The organism is Shewanella halotolerans, from assembly GCF_019457535.1.
Lineage (GTDB): Bacteria > Pseudomonadota > Gammaproteobacteria > Enterobacterales > Shewanellaceae > Shewanella > Shewanella halotolerans.
Genome location: NZ_CP080417.1, coordinates 2211243 through 2229276 on the forward strand (window position 1 = coordinate 2211243; position 18034 = coordinate 2229276).

At 51.9% G+C, this 18034-nt stretch carries 14 protein-coding genes and 2 tRNA genes; 9 read left to right on the forward strand and 7 right to left on the reverse strand.

Annotated features, from left to right (window positions below; all coding sequences use genetic code 11):
- Positions 1-32: 32 nt before the first annotated feature.
- Together K0H81_RS09400 and K0H81_RS09405 are read right to left on the reverse strand one after the other, a co-directional pair.
- Positions 33-117, reverse strand: a tRNA-Tyr gene (locus K0H81_RS09400).
- A 31-nt stretch (positions 118-148) separates the two neighbouring features.
- Positions 149-233, reverse strand: a tRNA-Tyr gene (locus tag K0H81_RS09405).
- Between the two features lie 125 nt (positions 234-358).
- On the opposite strand from K0H81_RS09405, the gene K0H81_RS09410 reads away from it, so the two are divergent.
- The 3 genes from K0H81_RS09410 (at position 359) to K0H81_RS09420 (ending at position 3555) form a co-directional block, all read left to right on the forward strand.
- Entirely contained in the window at positions 359-847 is a 489-nt protein-coding gene (locus K0H81_RS09410; protein WP_220060692.1) for a VC2046/SO_2500 family protein, read from the forward strand.
- 72 nt (positions 848-919) lie between these two features.
- Positions 920-1207 carry a DUF406 family protein gene (locus K0H81_RS09415; protein WP_144204248.1) on the forward strand — a complete coding sequence of 96 codons (288 nt, stop codon included), beginning with the start codon at positions 920-922 and terminating at the stop codon, positions 1205-1207.
- 158 nt (positions 1208-1365) lie between these two features.
- On the forward strand, positions 1366-3555 hold the full coding sequence (locus tag K0H81_RS09420) for a putative bifunctional diguanylate cyclase/phosphodiesterase (RefSeq protein WP_220060693.1): 2190 nt from the start codon (positions 1366-1368) through the stop codon (positions 3553-3555).
- 127 nt (positions 3556-3682) lie between these two features.
- On the opposite strand, the gene K0H81_RS09425 is transcribed toward K0H81_RS09420, so the two are convergent.
- Together K0H81_RS09425 and K0H81_RS09430 are read right to left on the reverse strand one after the other, a co-directional pair.
- Entirely contained in the window at positions 3683-4162 is a 480-nt protein-coding gene (locus K0H81_RS09425) for a YchJ family protein (protein ID WP_220060694.1), read from the reverse strand.
- The gene (locus K0H81_RS09430; protein WP_220060695.1) at positions 4155-4721 is read right to left on the reverse strand and encodes a YybH family protein; all 567 of its coding nucleotides are present in this window, start codon (positions 4719-4721) and stop codon (positions 4155-4157) included. The genes K0H81_RS09425 and K0H81_RS09430 overlap by 8 nt, the downstream gene beginning before the upstream one ends.
- Before the next feature lie 485 nt (positions 4722-5206).
- On the opposite strand from K0H81_RS09430, the gene smrA reads away from it, so the two are divergent.
- Entirely contained in the window at positions 5207-5797 is a 591-nt protein-coding gene (gene smrA, locus K0H81_RS09435) for a DNA endonuclease SmrA (RefSeq protein WP_220060696.1), read from the forward strand.
- Positions 5798-6022: 225 nt separating this feature from the next.
- On the opposite strand, the gene K0H81_RS09440 is transcribed toward smrA, so the two are convergent.
- Complete coding sequence (locus K0H81_RS09440; protein WP_220060697.1) at positions 6023-7927, reverse strand: M2 family metallopeptidase; 1905 nt, start codon at positions 7925-7927, stop codon at positions 6023-6025.
- 219 nt (positions 7928-8146) lie between these two features.
- Here K0H81_RS09440 and psrA point away from each other — a divergent pair, with 219 nt between their 5' ends.
- Together psrA and K0H81_RS09450 are read left to right on the forward strand one after the other, a co-directional pair.
- Positions 8147-8785 (forward strand): TetR family transcriptional repressor PsrA, encoded by a 639-nt coding sequence (gene psrA, locus K0H81_RS09445; protein ID WP_011865850.1) that lies wholly within the window; start codon positions 8147-8149, stop codon positions 8783-8785.
- An 8-nt stretch (positions 8786-8793) separates the two neighbouring features.
- A complete protein-coding gene (locus K0H81_RS09450; protein ID WP_220060698.1) occupies positions 8794-11070 on the forward strand; it encodes an acyl-CoA dehydrogenase in 2277 nt (758 codons plus the stop codon).
- A gap of 138 nt (positions 11071-11208) precedes the next feature.
- Here the strand turns inward: K0H81_RS09450 and pyk are convergent, their stop codons facing one another.
- Complete coding sequence (gene pyk / locus K0H81_RS09455; protein ID WP_144204241.1) at positions 11209-12648, reverse strand: pyruvate kinase; 1440 nt, start codon at positions 12646-12648, stop codon at positions 11209-11211.
- 182 nt (positions 12649-12830) lie between these two features.
- On the reverse strand, positions 12831-13685 hold the full coding sequence (locus K0H81_RS09460) for a MurR/RpiR family transcriptional regulator (protein WP_011865847.1): 855 nt from the start codon (positions 13683-13685) through the stop codon (positions 12831-12833).
- A 308-nt stretch (positions 13686-13993) separates the two neighbouring features.
- Between K0H81_RS09460 and zwf the strand changes: the two genes are divergently transcribed.
- Genes zwf through edd form a run of 3 tightly spaced genes read left to right on the forward strand, consistent with a single transcriptional unit; the run spans position 13994 to position 18013 of the window.
- Positions 13994-15466, forward strand: a complete 1473-nt coding sequence (gene zwf, locus K0H81_RS09465) for a glucose-6-phosphate dehydrogenase (RefSeq protein ID WP_011865846.1) — start codon at positions 13994-13996, stop codon at positions 15464-15466.
- Positions 15467-15478: 12 nt separating this feature from the next.
- The gene (gene pgl, locus K0H81_RS09470; RefSeq protein WP_220060699.1) at positions 15479-16177 is read left to right on the forward strand and encodes a 6-phosphogluconolactonase; all 699 of its coding nucleotides are present in this window, start codon (positions 15479-15481) and stop codon (positions 16175-16177) included.
- 9 nt (positions 16178-16186) lie between these two features.
- Positions 16187-18013 (forward strand): phosphogluconate dehydratase, encoded by a 1827-nt coding sequence (edd, locus tag K0H81_RS09475; RefSeq protein ID WP_220060700.1) that lies wholly within the window; start codon positions 16187-16189, stop codon positions 18011-18013.
- Positions 18014-18034 lie beyond the last annotated feature (21 nt).

The following is an 18034-nucleotide window of genomic DNA, read 5'->3' on the forward strand; positions in this document are numbered from 1 at the left end:
TACAGCAAAACAAGGTAATAACAAGATAAAGATGGTGGAGGGAGAAGGATTCGAACCTTCGAAGGCTGAGCCGTCAGATTTACAGTCTGATCCCTTTGGCCACTCGGGAACCCCTCCACGAGTATCTCTTTATTACATTGTAGGCAAATGGTGGAGGGAGAAGGATTCGAACCTTCGAAGGCTGAGCCGTCAGATTTACAGTCTGATCCCTTTGGCCACTCGGGAACCCCTCCTCAATTGCGGCGGCCATAGTAGTCAGAATCGTTGGCGCTGTAAAGCCCCAATTTAAAATAATTACTAAAGTTATGGCGCAAGCGGTCGATTAAATAGCAACGAGCTGTTTTATTGATGTTTTTTTATGCGAACTAGTCAGTTGATCATCAACGAAAATCAATTGGGGACCCGACTCAATCAGGCGATAGTCGATCATCGCCGGGGCGAATTTGGTCTACTGTTAGCCATGCTGTCTAACGACGCCCGCGATATGGCGCAGTTTAACCTGGATCAAACACCCAGTGATGTTGAAACGAAGCTCAAGCGTCAGTTTGAGTTACCGGACGCTCAGCCCCTGACCAGCGCACTGCATCTGGGTAAAGACAGAGATAATAGTGAGCGGTTTCATCAAGCGGGCCTCTGTGGTTTTCATCTACAGCAATACTTAAATCCTGAACCCTTGGTACATAGAGGGCGAGATCCATTGGCGATGCAAGAGGTGTTGGCTAACTGCGATCCCGTCACTTTGGCGCGTTTTCATAATGAACTTGACGCCGATGCACCTGTGATGGAGCTGCCCCATTTTACCGAGCAGATCGTCAGGCAACGTGCGTTAGGAGACATTTTGGCTTAGTTTTAAGTGCGAACGCTTGGGTTTTGCTATATATAGCTAAGAGCATTTTCAGTTAAAAGGTTAAGCGTCAAGATGAAGAAGATTCAAGAAGGTCAATCCGAGTTAGTCAATGATACCTGTAACGATTGTGGCAGCTATGCCGACATAGGCGCTGTGATAGACGAGTTTGACACAGTACTGACTCTGGTTCGTGAGGGTGACAAGGCCCAGAGTGAGTTGCAAGCCATGGCAGAAGCGGCCAAACAGCGTTTCGAGGGTGTAGAGAGTGAAATTAAGGCGGTTGAAGGCGGCCAGGAGCTACGTCTGACCTTTGGTTACAGCGCCGAGAAGATGATTTTTCAACTCGAGCATGGCCTCTAATAAGGGCCTGCTATATTTGCTTGCTAATTAGCTAGTTATTCGTGTAATGTGCACAAATTGAACGTTAAATAATAACAATAACATCTATGTTGTACCGTCTTTGGCGGTTTTACCTTGATAACCTTTTTATTGGCAAAGGTTATCGGCAGTAGGATTTTATGACCAAGCGACAATTTCAACATCTGCTTGAAACGATAGTCAATTCGACGCAGAAACAAGAAGGCCAGTTTAAAGAGACGGCCGAGCTTGCCTGTGATCTGCTCAGTCAATCCCTGAAGGTCGACAACATAGGTGTTTGCCTGTTTTCCGGTTGCGAGACCAGTGAGCTCATAGCTCTTTCGGGTTCTCAAAGCCAAGCATCAGTTAATCTGTCTTCTCAGAATCATGTTTCGCGTCCCGCACAGGGTCTTTGTCCTAACTATTTCGAACAACTCAAACGCGGTCGTATCATAGATGTGCTCGACGTGGAGCAGGACAGCCGCGTCGCCGAGATTCGTGAGCATCTACAGGCCAGCGCCGTGGTGTCACATCTCGATGTGGCGATTCGTATCAATGGCCATCTGGAAGGTGTGCTCTATCTAGAGTCTTTACAGCCCCATGAATGGCCAGAAAGCGAGATTCATATCGTTTCCCAGGTCGCCGATCAGCTTGCGTTGACCCTGGCCACCCAGAGAGCCTACGACACAGACGAGCGCCTGAGTCTGTTCTTGAAGGCGATAGAGCAGTCTGAACAGATCAGTATGGTCGTCAATCTGGCCACGGATAAGATTGAATACGTCAACGGCGCCCATCACGCCATCTCTGGGGTGCCTAAGCAGCAGATCTTAGGCAAATCGCTAACCTGTCTGGATTTCTTTAAGCAATCGCCGGTGCAGGCCGATGCGGTACTGGCCCAAGTCAAGCAAGGCAAGATCACTAAGGGAAACACCCAGTTGACCCGCCGAGACGGCGAAAGCTATTGGCTGCGCTATCGGGTGCGTCCCTTCACCACGCCAAGGGGCAATCATTACGCCCTGGTGACCGCAGAAGATTGCTCGGAAGAGCTGGTACAGCAGAATGAACTCGAGCGTCTTGCCTGGCGCTGTTCGCTGACGGGCCTGTATAACCGCAGCTATTTCAATCGCGCCTTGGAAAAACTCCGTAGCGGCCACCTGATGTTGATCGATCTCAGAGGCTTTAAGCGCTTCAACGATACCTATGGTCACGAGAAGGGCGATAGCCTGTTGATCGAGGTGGCGCGTCGTATCAAACATTTCGCCAGCGTCAAGAAGGCGGAGCTGATGGCCCGTGTGGGCAGCGATGAGTTTGCCCTGGTGCTACAAGGAGTAGAGGATGAGCAGAGCCTGGATTATGCCATCAAGCGCCTCTATCATCAGCTGAGCCTGCCTGTGCAGGTGGGCGCCGAATCATTTGAGGCTAAACCTGCACTCTCAGTGGTCGAGATAGATGCCCTGGAGGCAGGGTTCTCTGCGCTTACCTGCGCCGATATCGCAGTGCAATATGCCAAGAAGAAGCAGGGCAGTGCGATACAGATCTTCAACCATGCCCTGTTAAACACCTTCAAAGAGGATGCACAGATCGAGCGGGATCTGCAGGCGGCGCTGAAGAATCGCGAGTTTGAACTCTATTATCAGCCGCTTAAAGATCTCGGCCGACAGGCCTATATTGGCGCCGAGGCCTTGATCCGTTGGCATCATCCCAAGAAAGGGGTGCTCTATCCCGGCGCCTTTATCGATATCGCCGAGCAAACCGGCATGATTGCCGCCATAGGCGAATGGGTGTTAGAAGCCGCCTGCCGTCAGCTCAATCTGTGGCAGCATCATAACATCAACATCTCCATGCATGTGAATGTATCGGCGCGGCAGTTTTTCAGTACTCAGCTCTATGATCAGGTATGGCAACTGGTTACTCGTTACCGTATTCGCCCCAATACCTTGATCTTAGAGATCACCGAGACCGAGCTGATGGAAGATGTGGTCTATGCGACTAACCTTTGTAAAGAGTTGGCCGAGTTAGGGGTGGGGCTGGCGATCGACGATTTCGGCACGGGTTACAGCTCAATGCGTTATCTCAAGCAGTTCCCCATCTCTAAGCTTAAGATAGACAGATCCTTCATATCAGATCTGAGTGTCAGTCGTGAGAGCCGCGAGATCGTCAGCGCCATCATCGCCATGGCCAAGGCGCTCAATCTGTCATTGACGGCCGAAGGTGTAGAAACCGCCGAGCAGGAATCTTTCCTGTCGGCATTGAGCTGTCATCAGGCCCAAGGTTTCCTTTACAGCCCAGCCCTTAGGGAAGCCGAATTCAGCCAGTTCCTGCGAGCCAATGCCGAGACGCCGCTGCATTAAAGCAACCAAACTAATGCCACAGTAATGCCACCGCTCTGTAGTGAGCTAGCGGTGAAAGTTGGCGTGGGGGCTCAGGTTTGTGGTGTATAAGCGGTCGTAGCCTGTTTGGCTAAATAGCTTAATCTGACTATTTAAGACAGCACTGCTTAAATTTCTTGCCGCTCTGGCAAACACAGGGATCGTTGCGTTTGGGGGGTGTGGGCACAAGTTGCTCGCCCTGGGTGTACCACCAGCGGCCATCCCGTTTCACAAAGTCTGAGATCTCATGAATGGCATCCAATCCGTTGACTCCCTGGTACCAAGCGTGAAACTCTACCATTCCCTCATCTTGAGCGCTGCTGCTTCGATTGACGCTCAGCCCCAGCCAACTCGTATGATTCTCTTCATCGAGGATCTCGACACTCAGGCCGTTAAGATAGTCGGGATGATGGGTATCGATAAGATACTGATGGCGTTTGAGCACAAACGCCGAATAGCGGCTACGCATCAAGGATTCGGGATCCGGCGCAATGACCCCGAGATGAAAAGGTTCACAACACTGGCTGTAGCTTAGGGGTTTATCTTTCACCGACCTGCCACAGGGGCAAGGGAGGGAGGGGTTAATCATGATTGCTGTTTGACTCGTTTAGTGTCGAAAACTGACGGCCGTAATAGAGGTTAGGTAAGGGCTTGGCGCTATAGTAAAACGACGGTTCCGAACGATTGTTGGTATCTACCGTGAGGTACCACTTGCCATCGGCCTTCTTTTTGGAGACGGTGACAAACTTGCCGGCGAACTCACTCACGGGTTCTTCGGTTTCTTTAGGCGGATAGAAGCGGATAAGATAATAGCCCACATCGGTCGCCTGTTGTTTGTCTAGCTGGCGCTCGACCACGCGAAAATCCACCTCTATCTGGGCATTCTTATGTTTAATCTTGCCAAAGAAGCGTTTGTAGAGCTCGATAATGTTATCGCGCCCCATGGTGATCTCTTTGTTCTGTTGCTCGGGAATGTAGCAGGCATTCTCCGCGTAGATATCCTGAATGACGGCCGCGTCCAGCTGTTCAAACGCGATGCTGAACTGCTTATAGAACTGATTTAAGGCATCATTGTCATTCTTTTGGGCAAAGGCTTGGAAATTGAGAGCACAGAGCCCCAAGACAAGGACAAATTTGAAGAGTTTCATTTAGCTATACGCTGCTGCTATTACTAGGGTCACTATAATCCATGGCCTTTTGATGCGAAAGATTTAGTTCTTAACAAATTGTGTCTCTGGTGCTAGGCGATGTTTTTTTCTGCAACTTTGCCGCTAATCACCTCTTTTCTCGACGTTTACAAGCATCAAGGCGTCTGAGCTTTTTATGGCATGAAAAGCAAAACCTACCAGGTTGCTGACCTTAGACTGGTGAAATTTGAGGCGCTTGAAGGGCCCCGCCCGATACCGTACTTGAGTTTTGCTGAGCCTAAACGGATACTTTTACCTGACCGGGCGCTTGTATGCGGTAATTGGTTTAACAACTGATGTAGCGAATTGGCCTAGCGGATAACTCTGCGAGTGACTTAGTGATTAGCTTATGCATTGAGTGAGCTTTTAGGTGGTGTGCCTCGTAACAATAGCAACCATAGCGGTTCCCGGCGTGTTAGTGAAAGACAGAAGTGGAGGAGATAGGCATGAGTGAAGATGAAAGCGCTTTATTTCTCGCTTCTATGCAAGGTGTTAAGCCGTTAAAGGCAAGTAATGCGGTGACGCCAGTTAAGAGCGGCTTGAGCACTGAGGGGCAGAGGCGTCACCATGATGCGCAGCGGCGCTTAGCGCTTGAGAAATTGTCCCTCGAATTAAATGATATTACGCCGCTGGAGCCATACGCCGTGGTGAGCGTTAAGAAACAGGGCGTGCAGGGACAGGTGTTTAAGCTGTTTCGCCAGGGAAAATATGAGGTGCAGGCGGATCTGGATTTAACCGGCCTGAGTTTAATCAGGGCCAGAGAGCTGCTTTTCGATTTTGTGATAAACAGTCAGGCGTCAGGGTTAAGAAACCTTATCGTGATCCACGGCACTGGAGTAAATAGTCAGCCTATTCCCGCCAAACTCAAATCTTATGTTGCTGCCTGGCTTGCCGAGATAGAGGTGGTGCAGGGATTTCATAGTGCGCCACCGGCCTGGGGCGGCCCAGGTGCCATGATGGTGATGCTAACGAAATCGGAGCAAGATAAGTTAGACACCGCAGAGCAACATGCTAAGGGCACGCACCGCTGGGCCTAACACTTGTGAGCCTAATGCGGCGGCTTAACTCTGAAGGGCCTATTGCTAAGGGCTTGGTGATGAGCCAGTTTGCAGCTCCCTAGGGCCTAATGCCGATGTTTTAGCGCTTACATAGACAAAAAAATCACCTCCGAGGAGGTGATTTTTTGTTTCTACTCTCTCAAAGCAGGGCTATGTGCAGAGCCATGTTTACCTGCATCAGCACCTGTTCGATGAGACTGCCGCTTACCAGCCACACTGACGGTTAGCCTGCTTGTTCTGCTCATCCAGCCATACTTTTAGCGGCGCAAAGTAATCGAGTACCGCAGAGGCATCCATGTTTTGCGAGCCAGTGACCACTTCAAGGGCTTCTGGCCAAGGTTTACTCTGACCCATCTCTAACATGGCGTTTAGCTTAGCGCCCGCGTCCTTGTTACCATAGATGCTGCAACGGTGAACCGGGCCCTTATCGCCGGCGATATCACACAGCGCCTTATGGAACTGGAACTGGAGAATATGCGCCAGGAAGTAGCGGGTGTAGGGCACGTTGCCGGGTACATGGTACTTGGCACCCGGATCGAAGTCGGCTTCGCTGCGGGCGATTGGCGCCTTAACGCCCTGATACTTCTCACGCAGCTCCCACCAGGCTTGGTTGTATTGTGCTGGAGTGATCTCCCCGCTAAATACCTTCCAGCGCCATTGATCTATCATGAGGCCGAAGGGCAGAAAGGCCACCTTATCCAGTGCCTGTCTTAGCAAGAGACCGATATCTTTGGAGGCATCTGGCACCTCTTCCAGTAGGCCGATCTGCTTCAGGTAGTTTGGCGTGATCGACAGGGCGACCGTGTCACCAATCGCCTCGTGGAAGCCGTCGTTGGCGCTGTTCTTAAAGATGAAGGGCTGCTCTTTATAGGCGCGTTGATAGAAGTTGTGCCCGAGTTCATGGTGAATAACGGTGAAATCTTCCGCCGTCTTCTGGATACACATCTTGATACGAATATCATCCAGGTTGTCTAGATCCCAGGCCGAGGCGTGACAGACAACATCACGATCCTTGGGCTGCAGGAAGAGCGAACGGCTCCAGAAGGTTTCCGGCAGTGGGTCGAAACCGAGCGAGGTGAAGAAGCTCTCGGCCTGTTTAACCATCTGATGCTCATCGTAGCCCTGTTTGGCCAGCAGCTCGGTCACATCATAGCCAGGATCGGCATCTTGGGGCGCCACCATGTCATAGACGTTACCCCATTGCTGGGCCCACATGTTGCCGAGCAGATGTGCCGGAATAGGGCCTTGGTTCGGTGCGACTTCATCGCCATATTTTTCGTTCAGCTCGCCCCTGACATAACAGTGCAGCGATTCATACAGAGGTTCGACTTGACCCCAGAGTCTGTCGAGCTCTGCAGAGAATGCATCGGGCTGCATGTCGTACTGGCTGCGCCAGAGTTCAGACAGGTTGGCATAACCGAGATCTTTAGCCCCTTCGTTGGCTAACTCCACCTCGCGCTCAAACAGCGGACGCATAGGTTTGGCGATCTCGCGCCAGCCTTTCCAGATCTCCTCAAGCTCTTTTGGATCACGTGAGCTGGCCATGATGCCTGAAAGCTCAGGCTGAGTGAGACAGCGTCCATCGGCCAGGCAGTATTTGCCTTTACCATAGAGGCCATTTAGCTCGGCGCTGATATTGGCAAGCTCGGCATTCTTCTTAGGATCCAGGGGCGCTGGCAACACCAGTGCGCTACGTAATATATTGAGTTTACGGGCGTTGACCTCATCCAGAGGTAGCTGGCTATAATTGGCGGCCTGGGTGGCAAGTTGTACCGATAGGGCGGTTTGGCGTTCGCCGACAGAGGCGGCAAGGGCGGCCGTGTCTTCTGTGATAAAGTTGCTGTAGATCCACTCGGCGCGGTTTTGTTCGATAGACAGATCGGCGAGTTGGCTCTCGGCATTGCTGATAAACTGTTTGGCCTCGGCCAGCTTATCTTGCTCAGAGGTTTGCTGTTTTAGACCATCTTGCCCTGCCGCCTGCTGGGCCTTGCTTTCTGTCTTGGCATTGCTTTGTGTATTGACATTGCTATTGTCGTTACAGCCGCCGATCCCTAGAGAGAGTGCGATGACCACGGCAACCGGGGTCAACTTGGCACAAATTGGTTTCATGAATGCTTCCTTTGTTATTTTTGTGTGGCTTTTTGTGGGGCATAGTTTACTCAATTCCACCAAATTTTACAGTTGATCGCGCTTTTCCTTATCTGCCTTAGCCATTAATGGTCCCCATGCCTGTGCAAGGCTTCGCAAAGCTTGTTGATTTCCATTTGACAATAGGTGAACCAGTGTTTAATTTAAACACACGTTTAAATCAGAGTTGTAGGTCACGGAATGGCAAATCGATCCGACACGAAAACAAGAATACTGGATGCGGCAGAAAAGCTATTCGCCGAGCGCGGCTTTTCAGAAACCTCCTTGCGGCTGATCACCAGCAAGGCAGAGGTTAACCTCGCCTCGGTAAACTATCATTTTGGCTCTAAGAAAGAGCTGATCCGCGCCGTACTCGCGCGCTATCTGGATCGTTTCATGCCAGAAGCCTCAGATGCCGTGGTGCAATTAAAACAGGCTAGCGAACCTAGCCTGAATGAGATCTTCTCGTCATTGGTTAAACCGCTCCTCGAGCTTAACAAGTTTAAGGCCGACGGCACCCGCACCTTTTTGCAGCTGTTGGGCCGTGGCTATATCGAGAGTCAGGGGCACCTGAGATGGTTTATTACCACGCATTATGGTGAGCATCTGAGCGAGTTTGTGAAGGCGGTTGCCGAAAGCGCGCCACATATTCCCCCCGCAGAGATGTTTTGGCGATTACACTTTACCTTAGGCACTGTGGTCTTCACCATGGCCTCGGCCGATGCCTTGACCGAAATTGCCGAGGCTGATTTCAATGAGCACAATGATATCGAAGCCGTGATCCGCAAGGTTATTCCATATCTGGCTGCCGGTGTGGCAGTGCCTGTGACAACGCAGTAGGGGGCAACATGACACTCTTTATCCTGGCACTATTGGTTATCATAGTGCTTTTTGGCGTGAAAAATATTCGTATGCAGTGCATCACGCGGCCCGTATTCGCTTTCTTTAAGAAGGTGTTGCCGCCGCTCTCCGATACCGAGAAAGAGGCGATGGAAGCCGGTGATGTGTGGTGGGAAGCAGAGCTGTTTCGTGGCAAGCCTAATTGGGATACGCTGCACAGCTACGGCCGTCCAAGGCTGACCGAAGAGGAGAAAGCCTTTATCGATGAGCAGGTGATGACGGCTTTAACTATGATTGATGATTTCAACATAGTGCAGGAGCGTAAAGATCTGCCGCCCGAGCTGTGGGACTACTTCAAGAAAGAGGGCTTCTTCGCCCTGATCATCCCCAAAGAATATGGTGGTAAGGCCTTCTCTGCCTATGCCAACTCAACCATCGTCAGTAAGCTTGCCAGTCGCAGCGTCAGCGCAGCGGTGAGTGTTATGGTGCCAAACTCCTTAGGTCCCGGCGAACTGCTGACCCACTATGGCACCAAGGAGCAGCGCGATCATTGGCTGCCGAAACTGGCCAGCGGTGAAGCCGTGCCTTGTTTTGCCCTGACAGGCCCCGAGGCGGGTTCAGATGCGGGCGCCATTCCCGATACCGGCATAGTGTGCCGTGGTGAGTTCCAGGGCGAAGAGGTGTTAGGCCTCAAGCTTAACTGGGACAAGCGCTATATCACTCTGGCTCCGGTATCTACCGTATTGGGCTTGGCCTTCCAGATGCGTGACCCTGAAGGCCTGCTGGGAGACAGAGAAGAGATAGGGATCACCTGTGCCCTTATTCCAACGGATCATCCCGGCGTTGAGATAGGTAATCGTCACAACCCGCTTAACATGGGCTTCATGAATGGTACGACTCGCGGCGAGGACGTCTTTATTCCGCTGGATTGGATCATTGGTGGGCCGCAATACGCGGGCCGTGGCTGGCGTATGTTGGTCGAGTGTCTCTCGGCCGGTCGCGGCATCTCGCTGCCCGCCTTGGCGACGGCTTCCGGTCATGTGACCACGAAAACCACCACTGCTTACAGTTATGTACGCCATCAATTTGGCTTGTCCATCGGCCAGTTTGAAGGGGTGCAAGAGGCCTTGGCGCGTATTATCGCCAACACCTATCAGCTAGAGGCGGCGCGCCGTCTGACTACCACGGGGATCGATCTTAAGGTCAAGCCTTCAGTGGTTACCGCCATCGCCAAGTATCATATGACAGAGATGGGCCGGGATGTGCTCAACGATGCCATGGATATTCAATCGGGCAAGGGGATCCAGCTTGGGCCTAAAAACTATCTAGGTCATGGCTATATGGCCACGCCGATATCGATCACGGTAGAAGGGGCGAACATTCTTACCCGCAGCCTGATGATCTTCGGACAGGGAGCGACACGTTGTCATCCTTATGTGCTGGCCGAGATGGAAGCCGCGGCCATGGAAGATACCGGCGAGGCGTTAGAGCGCTTCGATAATCTGCTGCTGGGTCACATGGGCTATGCGGCTCGTAATGCCCTGAGCTCACTATGGGGCGCCTTAACCGGCAGCCGATTCAACTCGGCACCCGTATCCGGCGAAACCAAACAGTACTACAAGGATATGACTCGTCTGTCGGCGGCACTCGCCTTCGTTACCGATCTCTCCATGTTGGTGATGGGCGGCGATCTCAAGCGCAAGGAGATGTTGTCGGCGCGCCTGGGTGATGTGCTCAGCGAACTCTACCTGGGCTCGGCCACCCTCAAGTTATTCGAAGATAATGGCCGTCAGCAGGACGACCTGCCGACCGTACACTATGTGATGCAGCTTAGGTTACAAAGGGCGGCTAAGGCGCTTTATGGCGCGCTGCGTAACTTCCCTAATCGCCCGCTGGCCTATGCGATGCGAGCCTTGGTGTTCCCACTGGGTAACCATTTCAATGGTCCGGACGACAAGCTCACCATTGCCGTGTGTCAGAGCATGCTCAGACCCGGTCCGGCCCGCGATAGGTTGACCCATCTTTGCCCAGATTTCGAAGGGGATAATGGTGGTATTGCCGAGGTGGAAGATGCGTTTATCGCTCAGTACAAGGCCAAGCACCTGTTTAAGACGCTGCGCAATGCTCAGAAGGAAGGCAAGCTGGAGCGCAAACAGGCAAACGATGCCCTGTATGCCCAAGCCTATGAGCTTAAGATCATCACTGAGGCCGAGCGCGACACGCTACTCGAGGCCGACAGGCTACGTAAGATAGCGATCGCTGTGGATGAGTTTGAAAGCCTGTAAAGCTTTATGATCTTGAACTTTCAGCTCTAATATTCAGGCGTTGACATATAGGCATAAAAAAAGGTACGCATTGCGTACCTTTTTCTTTTTCAGGCGGTTCATCTAGATTAACGAACCACTAGGTTGTCGCTGAAAGTCTTAGGCGACGATCAGAACCTTACAGGTGTTAGTGCCACCGATAGTTTCCATCGCGTCACCCTTGGTCATCAGTACCATATCACCGGATGTGAGGTAACCCGCTTCGGTCAGGGCTTCAAGTGCCTTCTTCGCTAGCTCGTCTGCGCCGTAGGCAGTTGAGTCGAAGTAGACAGGTTGTACGCCGCGATACAGTGCCATCTTAGCCAGAGTCACGTCGTGACGTGACAGCGCCAGAATAGGCAGGGCAGAGCTGATACGAGACATAAGCTGAGGCGTCGCACCAGATTCTGTCAGGGCAACGATAGCCTTAACGCCTTCTAGGTGGTTGGCCGCATACATAGTCGATAGGGCGATGGTTTCTTCAACAGAGGTGAAACGCTCATCCATACGGTGCTTAGACACCTGAACGCTTGGGTGTGCCTCGGCGCCAAGACAAACGTTAGCCATCGCTTTAACGGTTTCTTCTGGGAAGTCACCGGCAGCGGTTTCGGCCGAAAGCATCACGGCGTCAGTGCCATCGAGCACGGCGTTAGCCACGTCCATTACTTCGGCGCGGGTTGGCATTGGGCTGGTGATCATGGACTCCATCATCTGAGTCGCGGTGATCACGCTCTTGTTCAGCTGACGAGAGCGGCTGATCAGTTTCTTCTGCACCGCAACCAGGGCAGCATCACCAATTTCAACACCCAGGTCACCACGGGCAACCATTACGGCGTCAGAGGCCAGGATCACATCGTCCATGGCTTCATCAGAGGCGACGGCCTCGGCGCGTTCGACTTTAGAGACGATCAGCGCATTGCTACCAGCCTTCTGGGCCAGTTCACGGGCGTAGTTAAGATCGGCGCCGCTGCGTGGGAAAGAAACTGCCAGGTAGTCGACCTTGATGGCCGCTGCTGTGATGATGTCTTGCTTGTCTTTCTCGGTCAACGCCGCGGCAGACAAACCACCACCTTTCTTGTTGATGCCCTTGTTGTTAGACAGGGGACCGGCAACCGTCACTGTGGTGTGAACCTTATTACCTTCAACTTTTTCTACTTTAAGCTGAACACGACCATCGTCGAGCATCAGGATATCGCCGATGGTGACATCTTGTGGTAGCTCTTTATAGTCAATACCCACTTGGTGCTCATCACCTTGGCCTTTTTCGAGATCGGCATCTAGGATAAATGCCTGACCGATATCCAGTTGCACCTTCTTGTTGTCTTTGAAGGTTGATACACGGATTTTAGGGCCTTGTAGATCACCCAATATGGCAACGTGAACACCGAGTTCTTTGGCGATATTTCGCACGTCGGTGGCACGTTTCAGGTGATCTTCAGGTGAACCATGAGAGAAGTTTAGGCGAACAACGTTTGCACCAGCTTTGATGATACGACGTAGATTGTCGTCACGATCGGTTGCTGGACCCAGAGTCGTTACAATTTTGGTTCTGCGGAACATGAGATACTCCGTTAAGTTTTAAATAATCTTACTCTATATTAACAGACAAAATGGAGTTTTGTAGGAAAATTACAAACAAAATGATCTATCTCAAATTATTAATTTTGTGAACTGCTGCGATTAAAAGTGAAAAAAAGGCGGCCCCTTATACAAGGGCCGCCTAATATCCTTACAAAACTGGACTATAGTGTCGCTTCTTTGTCTATGCGAGACTCTTTCAACACCTCTTTTACCCGCTTCAAACTTTCTCTGAAACGTGGGCCGCGGCGCAGGGTAAAACCGGTTGCCAATACGTCGACAATGACCAGTTGAGCCAGGCGTGAAGCCATGGGCAGATACATGTCGGTATCTTCGGGGACTTCCATGGTCACAGGCAGGGTACATTCGGCGCTGAGCGGCGAGTTACGAGAGGTGATGGCGATCACAGCAGCGCCGTTCTCACGGGCCAGGCGGGCGATATCAATCAGTGACTTGGTACGGCCTGTGTGGCTGATCAACACCACCACGTCACCTTCGCTGCTGTTGATACAGCTCATGCGTTGCATCAAGACATCGTCGAAGCAGATCACTGGGACGTTGAAGCGGAAAAATTTGTTCTGTGCGTCATGGGCAACAGAGGCCGAGGCGCCAAGGCCAAAGAAGGAGATCTTCTTTGCCTGAGTAAGAATGTCGACCGCCTTATTGATGGCTGCTGTGTCCATGCTCTGTCTGGCGGTATCCAGTGCCGCCATTGAAGATTCGAAGATCTTAGTGGTGTAGGAGTCTGGGCTGTCGTCTTCTTCGACGTGGCGGCTGACATAAGGCGTACCGTTGGCCAGGCTCTGTGCTAAGTGCAGCTTAAAATCGGGGAAGCCTTTAGTGTCGAGACGGCGGCAGAAGCGGTTCACAGTAGGTTCACTCACGTCGGCCATCTTGGCCAGGGTGGCGATGCTGGAGTGAATCGCGGTTTGTGGTGACGCCAGGATCACCTCAGCCACTTTACGTTCCGACTTACTGAAATGTGTTAGGTTTTTCTGAACCTTTTCTAGGGTATTCATATGCGTACATCCACTGGATTGTAATGTAATTATATTTATTCTTTTATGTCATGATAGAACCAAACAAAAAGTGCTACAGTTTGGTTTATATGACGAATTATGATCTAACTACAGAGCAAACTTTCTACTATATATAGTAATTTAATCACAAAAAGCATATCAGATTTTGGTGTCTCGTTGCTAGTTTACTAATAGGTCATTTTTTGCAAAATTTAGATGCAATTAACAAATTCTGTTGTTATATTACAACAAACATGTGAGCTTCTCATCGAAACGATGGGACACAGTACATAGGAGATTTTTAAGCTATGGGCATGACATCACCAGAAGCCAAAGCTTGTGATTTTGTATTGTTCGGCACCAAAGGCGATCTCGCCAGACGTAAGTTACTCCCTTCTCTTTATCAGCTGGATAAGGCTGGTCTACTCAATGAGGAGACTAAGATAGTCGGAGTAGCCAAAGACGCCTTTAGCCATGATGAGTATCAGGAGCTGGTTGTCACGGCATTAAAGAGCTTCGTTAAAGAAGCCCTGTGTGATGAAACCCTCGAGCGATTCCTAAAGCGCTGTGTTTATATTGGGACTAACTTCACCGAGGCAGAAGGTTACAGTGCCTTCCATGAGATCCTCGAGCCCAAGAAGCGCGTCATGGTGAACTACTTCGCGACGCCGCCGGCTATCTTCGGCGATATCTGTCGTTGCCTCCATGAACAAAACCTTATCTATCCCGATACCCGTGTCGTCCTCGAAAAGCCCATTGGCTCAGATCTCGCTTCTTCTAAAGTCATCAACGATCAAGTCAGCGCCTACTTTAATGAAAACCAGGTCTATCGTATCGACCACTACCTAGGTAAAGAGACGGTACAGAACCTGATCGCGCTGCGCTTCGCCAACTCCTTATTTGCTTCTAAGTGGGATAACCGCACGATAGACCATGTACAGATCACCGTGGCCGAAGAGGTGGGGATCGAAGGGCGTTGGGGCTATTTCGATAAAGCTGGTCAGATGCGCGACATGATCCAAAACCACCTGCTACAGGTACTTACTTTGGTCGCCATGGATCCGCCGGTAAACCTGGATGCAGACAGCATTCGCGATGAGAAGGTAAAAGTGCTTAAGTCACTGCGTAAGATAGATGCCGATAACATCTATGAAAACACAGTGCGCGGCCAGTACTCGGCCGGTTTCCTCAAAGGGGCGCCAGTGCCTGGTTATCTTGAGGAAGAGGGCGCAAATACTCAGTCTCACGCCGAAACCTTCGTCGCCCTGCGTGTCGATATCGACAACTGGCGCTGGGCCGGTGTGCCTTTCTATCTGCGTAGCGGTAAGCGTATGCCGACCAAGAGCTCTGAAATCGTTGTGTATTTCAAGAACCCACCACACAACCTGTATCGTTCAAGCTACCGTAACCTGCCGCCAAACAAGCTGACGATTCGTCTGCAGCCTCACGAAGGGGTTGAGATCCAGATGATGAACAAGGTGCCGGGTCTTGAGCAGAAACAAAGACTACAAACCACTAAGCTGGACTTGAGTTTCTCCGATACCTTCAAGAACGACCGCATCGCCGATGCCTATGAGCGTCTGCTGCTCGAAGCCATGCTGGGTAATCAGGCGCTATTCGTACGCCGCGATGAAGTTGAACAGGCATGGACCTGGGTCGACGGCATCATCCAGGCGTGGGAAGAGAGCAATGAGAAGCCTAAGCCATATCCAGCCGGGAGCTGGGGCCCTGTGGCATCAGTTGCTTTGATCGCTAAAGACGGCCGCTCTTGGGACGAATAAGGGAATTTTAAGATGATTAAAGAATCCGTATTCAAATCTTTTGATAGCAAAGACAGCCTGGAGGCACAACTTGCCGACCGCATCGCCGAGCAGCTTCAGGCGGCTATCGATGCCCGTGGTAAGGCGAGCCTAGTAGTGTCTGGCGGCTCTACACCGCTGGCACTGTTCAAGCTGCTGAGTCAGAAGGCGATTGAGTGGAACGATGTCTATATCACTCTGGCCGATGAGCGCTGGGTCGATAGCGAACACAGCGATTCCAATGAGCGCTTGGTGAGACAGCACCTGCTGCAAAACCGCGCCGCGGGCGCCAAATTTCGCGGCCTGAAGAATATGTTCGCCACCCCAGAGGCTGGCGTCGACATGGCCATTGAGCAACTCGCCAACTTCCCGAGGCCCTTCGATGTGGTGGTGCTTGGCATGGGCAACGACGGCCATACCTGTTCCTGGTTCCCGTGCGCTAAGGAGATTGAACAGGCGCTGAGCACCCAGGCGCTGTGTCTGGCGGTGAATCCGGGCGAGGCGCCACATGGACGCATGACCATCTCTAAGCAAGGGATTTTAGCGTCACGCCAAATCTATTTACACATAGTCGGTGAACAGAAGCTCGCCGTTTACCGACAAGCGCTTGAGAATGACGATGCCAAGGCGATGCCGATACGTGCGGTACTTGCCCAGCATAAGACACCCGTCGATGTTTATTGGAGCGCTTAAGGAGCGATTATGCATTCAGTAGTACAGTCAGTTACCGACAGGATCATTGCCAGAAGCCAAGCGACTCGTGCAAAGTATCTTGCGGCGCTGGGCGAAGCAAAAGCCAATGGCGTTCATCGCAGCAGCCTAAGCTGTGGCAACTTAGCCCACGGTTTTGCCGCCTGTAGTCCGGCGGATAAGAATGCCATCAAGGCATTCAACAAAGCCAACATAGGTATTGTCACCGCCTTCAACGACATGTTGTCGGCCCATCAGCCATACGAGCATTACCCTCAGCTGCTGAAAGACGCCTGTCACGAAGTTGGCAGTGTTGCCCAGGTAGCAGCCGGTGTGCCCGCCATGTGTGACGGTGTGACCCAAGGGCAACCCGGCATGGAGCTCAGTCTGCTTAGCCGTGAGGTAATTGCCATGTCAACGGCTGTGGGTCTGTCTCACAACATGTTTGACGGCGCCTTGCTGCTGGGGATCTGTGACAAGATAGTTCCTGGCCTGTTGATCGGCGCTCTGAGCTTCGGTCATCTGCCTATGTTGTTTGTGCCAGCCGGTCCGATGAAATCCGGTATTCCTAACAAGGAGAAGGCGCGGGTTCGACAAAAGTTTGCCCAGGGGCAGGTGGATCGCGCCGCGCTCTTGGAAGCCGAGTCTAAGTCTTATCACAGCGCGGGCACCTGTACCTTCTACGGTACGGCAAACAGCAACCAGCTGATGCTGGAAGTGATGGGCCTGCAACTACCAGGTTCCTCATTCGTGAATCCTGACGATCCGCTGCGTGAAGCCCTCAATAAGATGGCGGCAAAGCAGGTGTGTCGTCTGACCGAGATGGGTACTCAATACACACCAATCGGTGAGGTGGTTAACGAGAAATCTGTGGTCAATGGCATAGTTGCCTTGCTGGCAACGGGTGGCTCAACCAATTTGACCATGCATATCGTTGCCGCTGCCCGTGCTGCCGGCATTATCGTTAACTGGGATGATTTCTCTGAGCTGTCTGATGCCGTGCCGTTACTCGCCCGCGTTTATCCTAACGGTCACGCCGACATCAACCACTTCCACGCCGCTGGCGGTATGGCCTTCCTGATCAAGGAACTGCTCGATGCAGGATTGCTACATGAAGATGTGCTGACGGTGGCCGGTCCTGGTCTGCGTCGTTACACCCAGGAGCCACGCCTTATCGACAATGAATTGGTTTGGGTCGAAGGCCCAAGTGACTCTCTGGATACAGAGGTGCTGACGGGCGTGGCGTCGCCATTCCAGGCCAACGGCGGATTGAAGCTGCTTAAGGGTAACCTGGGCCGCGCGGTGATCAAGGTATCAGCGGTTGCCGAATCGCACCGATTTGTCGAGGCGCCAGCCGTGGTGATCGACGATCAAAACAAACTCGAAGGCTTGTTCAAGGCAGGAAAGCTCGACAGAGACTGTGTCGTCGTGGTTAAAGGCCAGGGGCCTAAGGCGATAGGTATGCCTGAGCTGCATAAGTTAACGCCTATCCTGGGCTCGCTACAGGATAAAGGCTTTAAGGTTGCGCTGCTGACCGATGGCCGCATGTCTGGTGCGTCCGGTAAGGTGCCTGCGGCGATCCATCTGACGCCAGAAGCATTAGACGGTGGTCTGATCGCTAAAGTTGAAAATGGTGACCTGATTCGTGTCGATGCCAATACTGGTGAGGTGAGCCTGCTGGTCGATGAGGCTGTACTGGCGAGTCGTGAAGCGGAAAAAGTCGATCTACGCAGTACCAGTTTCGGCATGGGCCGCGAACTGTTTGCGGCGCTGCGTTCCAATTTAAGTAGTCCAGAGACGGGTGCACGTTGCACCACGACCATAGACGAGAATTATTAATCATTGAGGAAGCTTTTAGCA